Here is a 13001-nt window from a genome sequence, read left to right on the forward strand (position 1 = left end):
GCTCACGGTCAGCCCAGCTCGGCGAGGACCTTCTCGACCACGGCGTCGGTGGCCAGGCCGTACCGGTCGTGCAGCGTCGGCAGGGCGCCGGCGGCCAGGAACTCGTCCGGCAGCGCGACCGGCACGACCCGCTTGCCGAGCCCGGCCCGGACCACGGCCGAGGCGACCGTCTCGAAGAGCCCGCCGACCACCGTGTGGTTCTCCAGCGTGAGCACCAGCCGGTCGCTGTCGACCTCGGCCAGGACGGTCTCGCTGTCGAACGGCTTGATCGTCGGCGTGTGGACGACCGCCACGTCGACCCGGTGCCGGGCCAGCCGCTCCGCGGCCTGCAACGCCCGCATCGTCATCAGGCCGCTGGAGACGAGCACCACGTCGGCGCCGCCGCGCAGCACGGCCGCCTTGCCGAGCCGGAACGTGTAGTCGTACTCGTCGAGGACCGTCGGCACCTTGCCGCGCAGCAGGCGCAGGTAGGTCGGCCCGTCGCTGGCGGCGAGCTGGGGCACCGCCTGGGCGATGTCGACCGAGTCGCACGGGTCGACGATGGTCAGGTTCGGCATGCCCCGGAAGATCGCGATGTCCTCGGTCGCCTGGTGGCTGGGGCCGTACCCGGTGGTGAGGCCGGGTAGGCCCCCGACGATGTTGACGTTCAGGTTCGGCTCGGCGATGTCCAGGCAGAGGAAGTCGTACGCCCGCCGCGCGGCGAACACCGCGTACGTCGAGGCGAACGGCACCAGGCCGACCTCGGCCATGCCCGCCGCCGCCCCCAGCAGCAGCTGCTCGGCCATGCCCATCTGGAAGAACCGCTCCGGGTGGGCCTTGGCGAAGATGTGCATGTCGGTGTACTTGCCCAGGTCGGCGGTGAGCCCGACGATCCGCTGGTCCTGCTCGGCGAGGGCGGCCAGGGCGTGGCCGAAGGGCGCGTCCGCGGTCTTCTGCCCGGGTTCGGCGAAGGACGCGATCATCGCCGACGTGGTGAGTCGCTTCGGTGCCGTCGCGCTGGTCATCGTGCCTCTCCTGCCTGGTGTCCTGCCGTCAACTGCTGGCGGCACAGCTCCCACTCGTCCGCGTCGATCCGCATGAAGTGGGCCTTCTCGCGGGTCTCCAGCAGCGGCACGCCGCGCCCGATCCGGGTGTCGCAGAGAATCACCGAGGGGCGTCCGTGCGACTCGGCCTGCGCGGCGACCGCGTCGAAGGCCGCCAGCAGCGCCTCGACGTCGTTGCCGTCGACCCGCTGCGTGAACCAGCCCGACGCCGCCCACTTCTGCTCGGCCGGCTCGATCTGGAGCACGGACTCCGTCCGGCCGTCGGCCTGGAGGGCGTTCATGTCGACCAGCGCGGTCAGGTGGCCCAGCCGGTGGTGCGCCGCGCCCATGGCGGCCTCCCACGTCGAGCCCTCGTTCAGCTCGCCGTCGGAGAGGAAGTTGACGACCCGGGCCGCCCGGCCCTGGTGGCGCAGGCCGAGCGCCATGCCCACGGCGACGGTCAGCCCGTGCCCCAGCGAGCCGCCGGAGATCTCCATCCCCGGGGTGTACGAGGCCATGCCGGACATCGGCAGGCGCGAGCCGTCCGAGCCGTACGTCTGCAACTCCTCGACCGGCACGATGCCTGCCTCGGCGAGGGCGGCGTAGAGGGCGATGGCGTAGTGGCCGGTGGAGAGCAGGAACCGGTCCCGGTCCGGCCAGTGCACGTCGTCCGGCCGGTGCCGGAGCTGGTCGACGTAGACGGCGGCCAGCACGTCGGCGGCGCCGAGCGCCTGCCCGACGTAGCCCTGCCCCTGTGCCTCGCCCATGTCGAGGATGTGGTGTCGCATCCGGTACGCCGCGTCGCGCACCCGCTCGGCCCGCGCCGGCAGGGCGAGCCGGGCGTCGGATCGCGGTTCGCTGATGGTGGTCACGTCGTTCATGTCCTTCGGTCAGACGAGGGCGGGCTGGGACTTGGCCGGTGTGGCCTGAGGGTCGCCGACCTTGGCCGGTGCGGTCTCGGGCGTGAAGGCGGCGGCGGCCGTGGAGACGACGCCGAGCAGCGTGAACAGCACCGCCGGCCCGATCCAGCCGATCCAGCCGTAGAGGGCGGTCGCCCCGAAGGGCAGCAGCCCGGCGACCAGGGAGGCACCGTTGTAGCCGAGCGAGATGCCCGAGGACCGGACGTCGCGGGGGAACTGCTCGGAGAACCAGGACGACTCGACCGCGAAGATCGGGTCGTGGCTCAGCAGCAGCCCCAGGGCCACCGCGACGATCACCATGATGACCGCCCCGGTGTTGATCAGCAGGAACATCGGGATGCCGAAGGCGATGGTGAAGACCGACCCGATCAGGAAGACCGGCTTGCGCCCGACGCGGTCGGAGAGCGCGCCGAAGAGCAGGTGGCTGCCGAGGCCGAGGGCGGAGCCCACCATGGTGCCGATCAGCACGTTCTGCTTGTCGGTCAGCTCGGCCAGCACCACGTACGAGAGCATGAAGCTGGTGGTGACGTAGTAGCCGCCGGTCTCCGCCAGGCGCAGCGTGACGATCTTGAGGATGACCCGCCAGTCCCGCCGGATGACCTCCAGCGCCGGGGCCTTGCGGATCTCGTTGTTCGCCTTCATCTCGGTGAAGTCGGGGGACTCGGCGACCCGCATCCGGATGAACAGGCCGACGGCGACCATCACGATGGAGAAGAGGAACGGCGCGCGCCACACCCAGCTGCCCTCGAACAGCGCCTCGCTGAGCAGGAAGGCGCCGTTGGCCAGCAGCAGCCCGGCGGGGATGCCGATCTGCGGCACCGCGCCGAAGAAGCCGCGGCGCCGGGCGGGGGCGTGCTCGACGGCCATCAGGACCGCGCCGCCCCACTCGGCGCCGAAGCCGATGCCCTGGACGATCCGCAGCAGGATCAGCAGGATCGGCGCGATCACGCCCGCCTGGGCGTACGTCGGCAGCACGCCGACCAGGACGGTCGCCACGCCCATGACGACCAGCGACCACATCAGGATGGTCTTGCGGCCCAGCCGGTCACCGTAGTGCCCGGCGAGGTAGCCGCCGAGCGGGCGGAAGAGGAAGCCGATGGCCAGCGTCGCGAACGACGCGAGCACACCGACGAGCTTCTCCTCGGTGTGGAAGAAGACCGTGCCGAAGTACGCCGCCGAGGCGGTGCCGTAGATGAAGAAGTCGTAGCTCTCGACGGCCGTGCCGATCATCGAGGCGAAGGAAACCTTGCCGGGGTTGTCCGGGCGTGTGGCCACGCCGGTGGCAGCACTCATTGTCCTGCTCCTTGCTGTTACCGATGGGGGTCGGTGGGGGACGGGTATGTCTCGATGACGCGCGAGTCGTCGCGCGTCGCCAGGCCGGCGTCGGCGGCCTGTTGGTAGCGCGCCCGGGCGATGTCCAGCAGCGGGGTGTCCGCATCGGCGGCGCGGGCGGCGGCGGCCACGAGGCCGCTGTCCTTGACGAAGATGTTGATGGTGCTGGTGACCTCGACGTCGGTGCCCCGCAGCATCCGGGGCCCGCGGTCGGAGAGCATCCACGAGCCGGCCGCGCCCTGCTCGACGAGGAACAGCACCTGCTCCCGGTCGAGCCCGAGCCGGCCGGCCAGGGCGAGCGCCTCGGCCGCCGCCACGATGTGCACCGCGCAGAGGTGCTGGTTGACCACCTTGATGGCCTGGCCGTCGCCGACCGCCGCGCCGACCGGCCGGACGGTGCCGAACCGGTCGAGCACCACCCGGGCGGCGTCGACGTCGGCCGCCGCGCCCGAGGCGAACAGGGTCAGCTCGCCGGTGCGGGCCCGCGCCACCCCGCCGGTCACGGGCACGTCGACGACCCGCGCACCGGCCGCCGCGAGCCGGTCGGCTTCCTGGCGTACGGCGTCCGGGCCCACGGTGCTCATCACGATCCACCGCTGCCCGGTCAGGTCCGTGGCGACCGCCTCGGTGACCAGGTCCGCGAGCTGGGCGGGGGTGGCGACCATGACCACCACGAAGTCCGCCCGGGGCGCGGCGGCGAACCGGTCGACGGCGGTCAGTCCGGCGGTTGCGGCCCGTTCCCGGGCGGCCGGCACCGGGTCCACGCCGGTCACGGGGTGGCCGGCGGCGACCAGTCGGCTCGCCATCGGCAGCCCGATGGCGCCGATGCCGACGAAGACGACGCTGGGGTTGCTCATCGCTGTCCCTCCGGTCCGGCGCCGGGTGGCGCCCTGTGCGGTCAGGCTGTTTTCGGGTAGCAGCCACCCGGTGCGCGGCCGGGATCGCCGCGTCACGGGTGGGTGTGCAGTGCTGTGGGCGGTAGGTGGCGGCCTTCCCGTCCGGGCTTCCCGTCCGGGCTTCCCGGCCGGGCCTACCGGCGGGGCTTCCCGTCCGGCGTACCGGCGTCAGGGGAGGCGGCGGTGAGGGAGGACCAGACCGTGAAGTGCCGGCGCATCGCGATCCGGGCGCCCTCGCCGTCGCGCTCGCCGATCGCCTCCACGATTCCGTAGTGCACGGTGTCGATCACCCGGGTCTTGCCCGTCTGGAGGGGTTCCCGCTCGACGGCGCGCCGGCGGCGCTCGACCACCTCGCTGCGCAGCGCGTGGCTCAGGCCGTCGTGCAGCAGTGTGAAGATCGGGTTGTCGACGATCCGGTAGAGCCGGCGGTGGAACTCCAGGTCCGCCTCCAGGGCGCGGTCGTCCTCACCGGCGGCGCTGGCCTGGACCATCTCGTCGACCAGGCCCCGCAGGGCGTCGACGTCGTCGGCCGTGGCCATCCGGGCGGCGGCCTCCGCGACCGACACCTCCAGCATCTCCCGCGCGGAGGTGAACTGGTCGTCGCTCAGGTGACCGAGCTGCCGGCAGAGGTCGAAGTAGAGCTGGATGAAGCTGGCGTCGGGCACGTCGAGGTAGGAACCCCGGCCCTGCGTACGGTCGAGGAAACCGAGGATCTCCAGCATCGACAGTTGCTCCCGCAGCGCGCCCCGGCTGACGTCCAGCGACGCGACCAGCTCGCGCTCGGTGGGCAGCCGGAGGCGGCCGGTCTGCGGCTCGGGGTTCGCCCGCTCGGCGAGGCTCTGCACCAGCAGCGCCAGGTCGGTGCCCATCCGCCCACCTCCGGGTGAGATTGGTCGTACCAATGCCCCGAGGTTATGTCGACGTTACGTGCTCGTCAACAAATTGGTCCAACCTTTCTGGGTAGGCGGGTGGCGGGTGCGCCCCGGCGGCGCCACCGCCCGAGGGTGAGTCGGATGCGTAGAGTAAGGTGTCCGTGACTTGGGGTAGTCGCCGTTGGGGTCGGTTCGAGATGCCGGTGCAGAAGCACGATGCCCGTCCGGTGGCGCGGCCCTCGGGTCTGGTGCCACCGGCCGTCGCGCTCGACGGCGTGACGGAACTGCGGCTGCACGGGGTCGGGGGCACGACACCGGAGAACCTGCTCGCCGACGTGGCACCGCAGCTCGTCTCCGGCGACGGGGTGGCCGGCTTCTTCCGCACCGCCGACGCCAAGGGGCGCCACGTCGAGGCGTACTCCTGGGGCGGGCTGACCTCGCGCAGCGCCACCCGCGCGCTGTGGTTGCTGCTGCTGCCGTTCACGCTGGTCAACGTCGCGGGCTGGATGTGCACGCCGACGGCGTGGCGCGGCGCGCTCCGGTTCCGGGTGCACCGCGCGGTGGTCCGCTGGGCGGCGCTGGGCCTGACGGTCAACCTGCTGCTGCTCGTCGCGATGACCACGATGGACGTCGTCGCCTACCAGTGCGGCGTCCGGGTCGCCTGCGCCGACCGGTGGTGGCTGCGGTGGCTGCACACGGACGGATTCGTCGACCATCCGGCGCGCCGGATCCTCGTCGGCGCCCTGGTGCCGTTGCTGGTCGCGATCGGGCTGCTGGCCCTCAGCGGCCGGTCGCTGTCCCGCTACGAGCAGGTGCCGCCGCCGCAACGGGGCGAGTCGCTGCGGGCGATGAGCGACGTGACGCCGGCCCGGCCCGGGGTGGGCCTGGCCGACCCCGACTTCTGGAACGGCGGCGGCAGCGTCGCCCGGCTCGCGCTGCTGCACCTGGGCGCGGCCTGCGGCTTCGTCGGCTGGATCACCGCGTACACCGCCCGGTCGATCCCCCTGGCGGCGGGTGTGGTGCCGGCGTACGACGGACTGGCGACCCTGGTGACCTGGCTCGCGGCGGCGGCCGGCCTGGGCGCGGTGCTCCTGCTGACGCCGGCCCGGATCGGGCGGGCGGCGGCGCTCTCCGTCACCGGTCTCGGCCTGCTGGCGGTGACCGGGGCGGTGGTCGTCGCGCTGGCACAGCCGGCGGTCGCCCCGCCCGGGGCCGGCCGGTGGGCGCCGCTGCCGGGCATGCAGACGGCGGTGGACTGGACGTACGCCCTCTGCCTCGGCGCGACGGCGGCCGTGCTCGCGTCGGCCGCCGTCAACGGGCACCGGCGCGGGGCGTTCCGCTACGCCGGCCCGTTCGCGCTGACCGTGCTGGCGGCGGTGGTGCTCAACGCGGTCGGGGTCGGCACGATGATCCGCGTCGCCGACCTGCTCGGCACGGTCTCCAACCCCGGCACCGGCGACGGCCGCCCCGACCGGCTTTACGTCTACGACATGGTCTACGCCCTCACGCCCTACCTGACGCTGCTGCCGATCGCGATCGTGGTGGGCTTCGCGCTGGTGCAGGCGGTGGTGCTGTGGCGGGCAGCCGGCCCCGACCGCCGCCAGCGCATCCACGACGAGTACGCCGCCCTGTCGACACCGGAGCCGCCGAGCGCCTGGGACGCGTCCGCCCTGAACGAACCGGCGCGCCACAACCGAGCGTGGCCCGGCGGCTGGACCGCCCGGATCGCCCGGGGCCGGCAGTTGGCCGTGTTGGCCCGGGACGTCGACCTGCTGTTCAGCCTCCTGACCGTCGCCGCCCTCGCCGTCTTCGGGTACGTGCTGGTCACCGCCGGGGTCCACCACTCGCTGCCGTGGGCGCCGCGCGGCGCGCTCACCGTGTCGACCTGGCTCGCCGCCGGGGCGCCGGTGGCGGTGCTGACCCTGATGCTGCGAGGCTGGCGCGGGCTGGCGGACCGCCGCCATCTCGGCGTGCTGTGGGACATCGGCACCTTCTGGCCCCGCGCCTACCATCCGCTCGCCCCGCCGTCGTACACCGAGCGCGCCGTGCCGGACCTGCAGCGCCGGCTGTGGCGCGTCCACGACCACGGCGGCGCGGTGGTGCTGGCCGCGCACAGCCAGGGCACCGTCATGGCGGTCGCCGCGCTCCTGCAGGAGACCAGCCGGCCGCAGCGCGAGGGCCGGCCCGCCGGTCACGTCGCGCTGGTCACCTTCGGCAGCCCGCTGACCAAGCTGTACGCGTGGGGCTTCCCCGCCTACTTCGCCGACGGCGCGCTGGGTGCGGACCGGCCCACGGTGTGGCGGTGGCGGAACTTCTACTACGAGACCGACTTCATCGGCGGCCCGATCTTCCCGGACGACCCGGCGAACGAGATCGACCAACTGCTCACCGACCCGCCGACCGCCTGGTACGTGCACGGCCAGCAGCCACCCGTCCTCGGCCGTCACTCCGGCTACTGGACCGACCCCCGCGTCTGGGACCTGGTCGACCGCTACGCCGAGGAGTTGCCGCTGCCCGGGAACCCGCCACCCGCCCCCTGACCCGGACGCACTCGCCGGTGGGTCGTCGTGGCTGCGGACCCGCGCCGCCGGGCCTTCCCGCCGTGCGGCGGCCCCTACGCTCTCATCTGCTGGGCGGCCGGCACCGCCTCTGCCGGCAGGTGGCGGCGTGCCGGCGAAGAGCGGTGTCTGCGACTCCTGCGCGTAGGGACCGGTGACGGACGGAGGCCGGCGAGTCGGACGTAGACCTCGCGCTTGGCGGTCGCCTCGCCGCGACGGTCGAGGACGTAACCGGTCAGCCAGATCCAGCCGTCATACGTCGGTTGTTCGGACACCGAGACGACGCGGAAGGTCAGGGCGCGCTCCCCGGCGAACTGCACCGAGGCCCGGCCGTCGATGACGAGCAGGTCGCCGGGGGAGGGGCGCGCGGTCACCAGCGGCCGTGGTCGGGGTGTTCCTGCGGCGGCCGACACTCGCGCGCGTGCAGGGTCTGCCAGTCGCGCAGCGCCCGCCTCACCCGGTCGTTCTCCAGGGTGAGCAGCCGTACCGTCTCGTTGAGCATGGCGAGTTCGTCGGCCACCCGGGCCTGGAACTCGCGTACCTCCACCGGGTCGACGCCCCGTCGGCGGGCGGCGAACTCCCGGGTCCGCACCTCGTGGGGCGTCATCCGGCCCGGGTAGCCGCCTCCGGAGAGCCGGCCACCTCGATACACCTGAGCCACGACGATCCTCTCTCCGGGAAGGCGGGAGCGAAGGCTCCCTGCCGTGGGCATGGAAGGGCGGGTCGTCCGCGCGGGGGCCGCGGACGACCCGCCCGCTCCGCCGTCGCAGCTCTCGGGTCAGCGGTACGACAGCAGAGCAGCCCGTCGGGTCGGGGCGGGCACCCACGCCCGCCCCGACCGGGGGATGAGCCGAACTCGTTGCCACGCGAGGAGCGGCCCGGTTTCCACACTAACGGCTTAGCCGTTTAAGTCAACCACTGGTTGTTGTCGTTCGTGGGCGGTTCGTGATCGAATTGGCGAGCCACGCAAGGAGCGCCATGCCTACAACACCCGACTACATCCGCATCGCCGACGACATCATCGCCGCTGTCCGGGCGAAGAGGCTCAAGCCCGAAGACAAGCTGCCGTCGATCGCCCAGATCGCGGCGGACTACAAGGTGGGCACCTCCACCATCCAGATGGTCTACGTCCGGCTCGAAGCGTTGCGCGTCATCCGGCGACATCAGGGCAAGGGCATCTTCGTCACCGACCCGAAGACCTGGATGCGGGAGCCGTAGCGGTCGGCGGGTCGCTCGGCGGCTCCGGAAGCTCCTGGCCCGGACGGTCCATGGTGCCGTCCGACCCGCCTCCTTCGTGTGGGGTGCCGTCGTGGCGCAACCGGTGGCCGAGCAGCTCCTCGATCCACTGGGCGGCGGCCTTCCGCCTCGCCGTCATCTCCTGAAGCGCCCTGGTCAGCTCGTCCTCCAGCCCCTGCGCCGCCTGGTCGGCGGCGAGGCCGTCGACGTGCCTCTGCAGGATCGTCATCCACCTGCGGCTGAGTTGCTCGGCGCTGCGGGCCTGTCTGAGGTGTACGTCGAGCTCGTGCTCCAGTTTCAGTCGCGCCTCCGCGTACGGTAGGAGAGCGGCCTTGACGCGGTCGTCGAGTTGCACCCAGGCGTCGGGCTCACACGTGAGCTTCCTGCCGTTCCGGGTGTAGGGCCACGGTTCCATCGCGCGCAGCCTCTGTTGCAACTCCTCTTCGAGTTCCCTGGCGGCGTGCGGTGGGAAGCTGCGGGAACGCTCGGCCGCGAAACGCGCCAACCTCTGCGTCGCGTGCGGCATGAAGGACTGGGCGTGCCAGCTCAACAACTCGGGATGCAGCCCAACGGACGACCAGGTGAACGTGGCCTGCACGGTGAAGGTGAAGACGTAACCTCGGGCCGGCACCACGATCGGCTCCGCCCTTCGCTGCTCGACGACCCGGCCGGGCGCGGGCGGGTCCGGCGCCGGGGCGAGTTCCAGCCGCTGGAGTGTGGCGTGCAGGCTCTTCCAGCGCTTCTTCGACCACTCGCCGACGTCTTTGCCCACGTCCCGCGCGGCCCCGAGCGCGCGGCTGCCGCGCTTCTTCCAGCCTTCCGAGGGTGTCGACTCGGGGCTGGGGGTGTCGGTCACGTCAGCCCTCCCCTCGTCGCGGTCTTCCTCTGCGTGAGCGGCCAGGCTGGGCGGCTCCCTCTGGTGCGGGTCCGGGCGGGGATGGGCTCCTGACCGACGAACGCCAGGGCGATGAGCAGCATCGACTCGTCGTCCGTGACGTGATGATCCGTCCTGAAGTTAACAAGGCGGCGGCCAGACTGGCTCCCGCCGCGCGGAGGTGAGAGCGTCCAATCAAGATATTTTGACAAATGCGGCTATCCGGGCATCTTGCATGCCATCCGGTGCCCCGCGGCGGTGCCCGTCACGGCGATCGACATGTCACAGCCAGCCCTGCCCGCTGCTCCGAGAGCCCATCGACATGCGGCCCTGGCGGCCCTGGCGGCTCGCCGGGCTGGCCGGGCTCGTCGGGCTGGCCGGGCTGGCCGGGCTCGTCGGGCTCGTCGGGCTCGTCGCGAGCGCACGAGCACGAGGTGGCGCTCGGCCTGGTCCATAGCACAGTCAGCCGCCCCTGCGGAGCCTGTCCACAGGCGGTCGCGTCGTCCACACCGGTGCCGATCGCGCTGGTGGGAAAGCGGACGGCGCGGCACCGTCGGGGCATGGACTCCGTCATCCAGGCGCTGGTCGAGCGCGGTGGTGGGCTGGTGACCCGGGACGACGTGCTCCGGTGCCGACCACGCTCGACGCTGGAGAGCGCCTGCCGCTCCGGCCGCCTGCTCCGGCTGCTGCCCGGCGTCTACGTCGACGCCGCCCTGGTCGACAATCCGCAGCGCACCTCACCGGCCGCAAGAGCCGGCAGCGCTGTCGACACCGCACCGCTCACCCGGGCGATCGTGCCGCCGCTCGCCCGGATCGCGCCGGCCCTGGCCCGACGGGCGGCGCTAACGTACGCCGACGGGCGGGGCGCACTGAGCCACCTCACCGCGCTCGACGTGTGGGGCCTGCGGCGGCAACCCGCGGGCGAGCCGCTGCACATCGACGTGCCGATCACGTCCGGGCTGCGCAACCGCCCGCACCTGCTCGTGCATCACCGGCGCCGGTTCGCCCCGCATCCCCCGCACGCGCTGGTCCGAAACGGCGCGCCGGTCACCCGGCTGGACCGGTCGCTGGTCGTCGCCTGGCCGCTGCTGCCCGTGGTCGAGCGCGCCGGCCCGGTCATCCGCGCCGTCAACGACCGACTGACCACGCCGGAACGGATCGGTACGGCGCTGGAGGGCGTGCCGAGACTGGCGGACCGGGCCACGCTGCGCGGGCTGCTGGACCGGCTCGCCGCAGGCTGCCGCAGCCCGCTGGAGATCTGGGGCCACGACCGGGTCTTCACGGGCCCCGGCATGCCGGCGTTCCTTCGGCAGGCGCGGGTGCAGGTGGGAGGCCGCGTCGTCTACCTCGACCTGTACGCCGAGGCGGAGCAGGTGAACATCGAGCTGGACGGCGCGACGACCCACGGCGACCCGCGCGAGCGCGAAATCGACCTGCGCCGGGACGCCCTGCTCGCCACCCGTGGCATCCTCGTGGTCCGCTTCACCCACCGCCGCCTGCTGCACCACCCTGACGACGTACGCCGCGAAACCCTCGCCATCCTCGCCACCCGGCGCCGGCTCCCATGATCAGTTGATCGGAACCCGTCCGAATGCCCGCCTCGGCGACGGTTCTCCATCAACTGATCATGGGGCTGATCGGTGCGGCGGCGCGAGGCGCCGCCGCAGCGGGACGCGCGCCCCACCCCGGAGCATCGTCAGTTCGGGTGGACCGGTTGGTCGAGGATGGCGCTGAAGCGCTCCTCGGCCAGGTCGAGCTGGTCGAGGATGTGCCGCTTCACCGGCGCCGACAGGGGAGTGTCCGGCCGGGTGACGAGGTCCCGGTAGACCGGCACCAGCGGCCGGTACTTCGCCGCCGACGAGGCCACCTTCGGCCCGACGGTGTGGATGACGCCCACCCCGTTGTCGGTGAAGTCGGAGATCTTGATGACCCGCGCCCACGGCTCCCGGGCCAGGCTGGCCGCCACGTGCTCCCGGTACTGGACGTGCTTGTCGCGCCCCGGGTCGTACGCCGGGTTGGTGACCGCGCCGACCAGGCGGGCCACGCGCGGGCCGAACCGCTCGGCCAGGACGGCCAGCGCGGCGGCGGTCGGATCGTCGCCGGCGTGCTCGCCGGCCAGCTCGTCGGGGTGGTCCTCCACCGCGTCGTGCAGCAGGCCCGCGACGATCACGTCGACGTCGCGGACCTGGTAGTGGTGCATCATCCGGATCGCCACCCGCAGCAGGTGGTTCAGGTAGGGCTCGCGTACCCGCCGGTCGTCGCGGTGCAGCTCGGCGGCCAGGTCGAGGGCCTCGGTGAGCCGCTCCCGGGCGGCCTCGTCGAACGCGCGCAGCTCCAGCCGGAACCGGGCCAACAGGCCGGGCTCGCCGTGGATCTCGGTGATCGCGTGCATCGGCATGGTGGCCAGGTAGGCGGGAAATTCCATGCGCCACTTATAGCCGATCTTCACCATGCCGCGGGCCCCTGGCGTCGGGTGCCCGACGCACCGCCCCGCGTACGAGGGCCGGCGCGGGGCTCAGGCCCGGCCGTCGCCGGAGCGTTCGGCGGCGCCGCTGACCCGGACCGCCTTGACGATGGCCGGGATCGAGCCGATCAGCAGCACCAGCCCCCAGACGACGGCGACGACGGCGAAGACCAGCGCCCCGAGGTCGTCGACGACGCTGACCAGGATCACCGGCACCAGCCGGTGCAGGAACTCCAGCACGACGGTGCACAGCAGCGTGGTGAGGGCGAGCAGCACCAGGCCCTTGTTCTGCAAGAATCGGGGTTGGGCCGCCACGAGCAGCCCGGCCCAGGCGAGCTTGAGCAGCAGCACCAGCCCGAGCAGCACCGAGGCGTCGCCGACCGGGAAGAACCCCCACAGGGCCAGGTAGGCCAGCGTGCCGAACGGTGGGGCCAGGAACAGCGACACCATGACGGTCAGCTCGACGAAGGCGACCAGCAGCGCGACGAACGCCACGACGATCAGCACGATCGAGAAGACCAGCGTCGCGACACCCTGCACCCGGCCCTGGACCCGGTCCGGCAGCACCAGGCTCAGGCAGAACAGCCCGGTGCTCCAGACCGCGACCGCGTCGACCAGGGCCAGGTAGCCGGTGCCCCGGCCGGACGGCTCGCTGACCCCGGACACGTCGGCGATCGCCACGTCGAGCGCCCCGGCGCTGTCCCGCAGCGCCGCGCCGGCGTCGCCGCCGCCGACGAGCAGCCCGGCGCCGACCTCGACGCCGAGCGCCAGGCCGACGGCGAGCATCGCCAGCAGCAGGAACGGCTTGCGCAGCTCACCCATGTCGG

Annotated in this window: 13 protein-coding genes; 3 read left to right on the top strand and 10 right to left on the bottom strand. The window is 72.7% G+C overall.

Annotated elements, in window-relative coordinates; translation table 11 throughout:
• Nucleotides 1-8: 8 nt before the first annotated feature.
• The 5 genes from ACGFZ2_RS00315 to ACGFZ2_RS00335 all read right to left on the bottom strand — a co-directional run bounded on the left by ACGFZ2_RS00315 (nt 9) and on the right by ACGFZ2_RS00335 (nt 5039).
• Complete coding sequence (locus ACGFZ2_RS00315) at nt 9-1004, bottom strand: transketolase family protein (protein ID WP_393448546.1); 996 nt, start codon at nt 1002-1004, stop codon at nt 9-11.
• Nucleotides 1001-1903: a transketolase gene (locus ACGFZ2_RS00320; protein ID WP_393448549.1), complete on the bottom strand. Its 903-nt coding sequence runs from the start codon at nt 1901-1903 to the stop codon at nt 1001-1003. The genes ACGFZ2_RS00315 and ACGFZ2_RS00320 overlap by 4 nt, the downstream gene beginning before the upstream one ends.
• Nucleotides 1904-1912: 9 nt before the next feature.
• Complete coding sequence (locus tag ACGFZ2_RS00325) at nt 1913-3235, bottom strand: MFS transporter (RefSeq protein WP_393266456.1); 1323 nt, start codon at nt 3233-3235, stop codon at nt 1913-1915.
• Between the two features lie 17 nt (nt 3236-3252).
• Nucleotides 3253-4227, bottom strand: coding sequence for an NAD(P)-dependent oxidoreductase (locus ACGFZ2_RS00330; RefSeq protein WP_393266454.1), 975 nt, complete (start codon nt 4225-4227; stop codon nt 3253-3255).
• A gap of 77 nt (nt 4228-4304) precedes the next feature.
• The gene (locus ACGFZ2_RS00335; RefSeq protein WP_393266452.1) at nt 4305-5039 is read right to left on the bottom strand and encodes a FadR/GntR family transcriptional regulator; all 735 of its coding nucleotides are present in this window, start codon (nt 5037-5039) and stop codon (nt 4305-4307) included.
• 164 nt (nt 5040-5203) lie between these two features.
• Here ACGFZ2_RS00335 and ACGFZ2_RS00340 point away from each other — a divergent pair, with 164 nt between their 5' ends.
• A complete protein-coding gene (locus ACGFZ2_RS00340; RefSeq protein WP_393266450.1) occupies nt 5204-7582 on the top strand; it encodes a hypothetical protein in 2379 nt (792 codons plus the stop codon).
• Between the two features lie 74 nt (nt 7583-7656).
• Here the strand turns inward: ACGFZ2_RS00340 and ACGFZ2_RS00345 are convergent, their stop codons facing one another.
• Both ACGFZ2_RS00345 and ACGFZ2_RS00350 read right to left on the bottom strand, forming a co-directional pair.
• Nucleotides 7657-7974 carry a hypothetical protein gene (locus ACGFZ2_RS00345; RefSeq protein WP_393266447.1) on the bottom strand — a complete coding sequence of 106 codons (318 nt, stop codon included), beginning with the start codon at nt 7972-7974 and terminating at the stop codon, nt 7657-7659.
• Nucleotides 7971-8207: a DivIVA domain-containing protein gene (locus tag ACGFZ2_RS00350; RefSeq protein WP_393266604.1), complete on the bottom strand. Its 237-nt coding sequence runs from the start codon at nt 8205-8207 to the stop codon at nt 7971-7973. The genes ACGFZ2_RS00345 and ACGFZ2_RS00350 overlap by 4 nt, the downstream gene beginning before the upstream one ends.
• Nucleotides 8208-8578: 371 nt before the next feature.
• Here ACGFZ2_RS00350 and ACGFZ2_RS00355 point away from each other — a divergent pair, with 371 nt between their 5' ends.
• Nucleotides 8579-8818 carry a winged helix-turn-helix domain-containing protein gene (locus ACGFZ2_RS00355; RefSeq protein WP_393448552.1) on the top strand — a complete coding sequence of 80 codons (240 nt, stop codon included), beginning with the start codon at nt 8579-8581 and terminating at the stop codon, nt 8816-8818.
• Here the strand turns inward: ACGFZ2_RS00355 and ACGFZ2_RS00360 are convergent.
• Nucleotides 8784-9692, bottom strand: a complete 909-nt coding sequence (locus ACGFZ2_RS00360; protein WP_393266441.1) for a hypothetical protein — start codon at nt 9690-9692, stop codon at nt 8784-8786. The genes ACGFZ2_RS00355 and ACGFZ2_RS00360 overlap by 35 nt on opposite strands.
• Nucleotides 9693-10270: 578 nt before the next feature.
• On the opposite strand from ACGFZ2_RS00360, the gene ACGFZ2_RS00365 reads away from it, so the two are divergent.
• Complete coding sequence (locus tag ACGFZ2_RS00365) at nt 10271-11278, top strand: DUF559 domain-containing protein (protein ID WP_393448555.1); 1008 nt, start codon at nt 10271-10273, stop codon at nt 11276-11278.
• A gap of 128 nt (nt 11279-11406) precedes the next feature.
• Here ACGFZ2_RS00365 and ACGFZ2_RS00370 read toward each other — a convergent pair whose 3' ends face one another.
• Entirely contained in the window at nt 11407-12135 is a 729-nt protein-coding gene (locus tag ACGFZ2_RS00370) for an HD domain-containing protein (RefSeq protein WP_393266435.1), read from the bottom strand.
• Between the two features lie 90 nt (nt 12136-12225).
• Entirely contained in the window at nt 12226-12996 is a 771-nt protein-coding gene (locus ACGFZ2_RS00375; RefSeq protein WP_393448558.1) for a hypothetical protein, read from the bottom strand.
• Nucleotides 12997-13001 lie beyond the last annotated feature (5 nt).

This window comes from Micromonospora sp. NPDC048063 (assembly GCF_043202855.1).
Taxonomy (GTDB): Bacteria; Actinomycetota; Actinomycetes; order Mycobacteriales; family Micromonosporaceae; genus Micromonospora.

What these genes read in the sequence shown, in the direction of transcription:
- ACGFZ2_RS00375 (WP_393448558.1), bottom strand. Translation starts at nt 12,996, where the DNA reads ATGGGTGAGCTGCGCAAGCCGTTCCTGCTGCTGGCGATGCTCGCCGTC.
- ACGFZ2_RS00335 (WP_393266452.1), bottom strand. Translation starts at nt 5,039, where the DNA reads ATGGGCACCGACCTGGCGCTGCTGGTGCAGAGCCTCGCCGAGCGGGCG.
- ACGFZ2_RS00365 (WP_393448555.1), top strand. Translation starts at nt 10,271, where the DNA reads ATGGACTCCGTCATCCAGGCGCTGGTCGAGCGCGGTGGTGGGCTGGTG.
- ACGFZ2_RS00350 (WP_393266604.1), bottom strand. Translation starts at nt 8,207, where the DNA reads ATGACGCCCCACGAGGTGCGGACCCGGGAGTTCGCCGCCCGCCGACGG.
- ACGFZ2_RS00355 (WP_393448552.1), top strand. Translation starts at nt 8,579, where the DNA reads ATGCCTACAACACCCGACTACATCCGCATCGCCGACGACATCATCGCC.
- ACGFZ2_RS00325 (WP_393266456.1), bottom strand. Translation starts at nt 3,235, where the DNA reads ATGAGTGCTGCCACCGGCGTGGCCACACGCCCGGACAACCCCGGCAAG.
- ACGFZ2_RS00370 (WP_393266435.1), bottom strand. Translation starts at nt 12,135, where the DNA reads ATGGAATTTCCCGCCTACCTGGCCACCATGCCGATGCACGCGATCACC.
- ACGFZ2_RS00315 (WP_393448546.1), bottom strand. Translation starts at nt 1,004, where the DNA reads ATGACCAGCGCGACGGCACCGAAGCGACTCACCACGTCGGCGATGATC.
- ACGFZ2_RS00320 (WP_393448549.1), bottom strand. Translation starts at nt 1,903, where the DNA reads ATGAACGACGTGACCACCATCAGCGAACCGCGATCCGACGCCCGGCTC.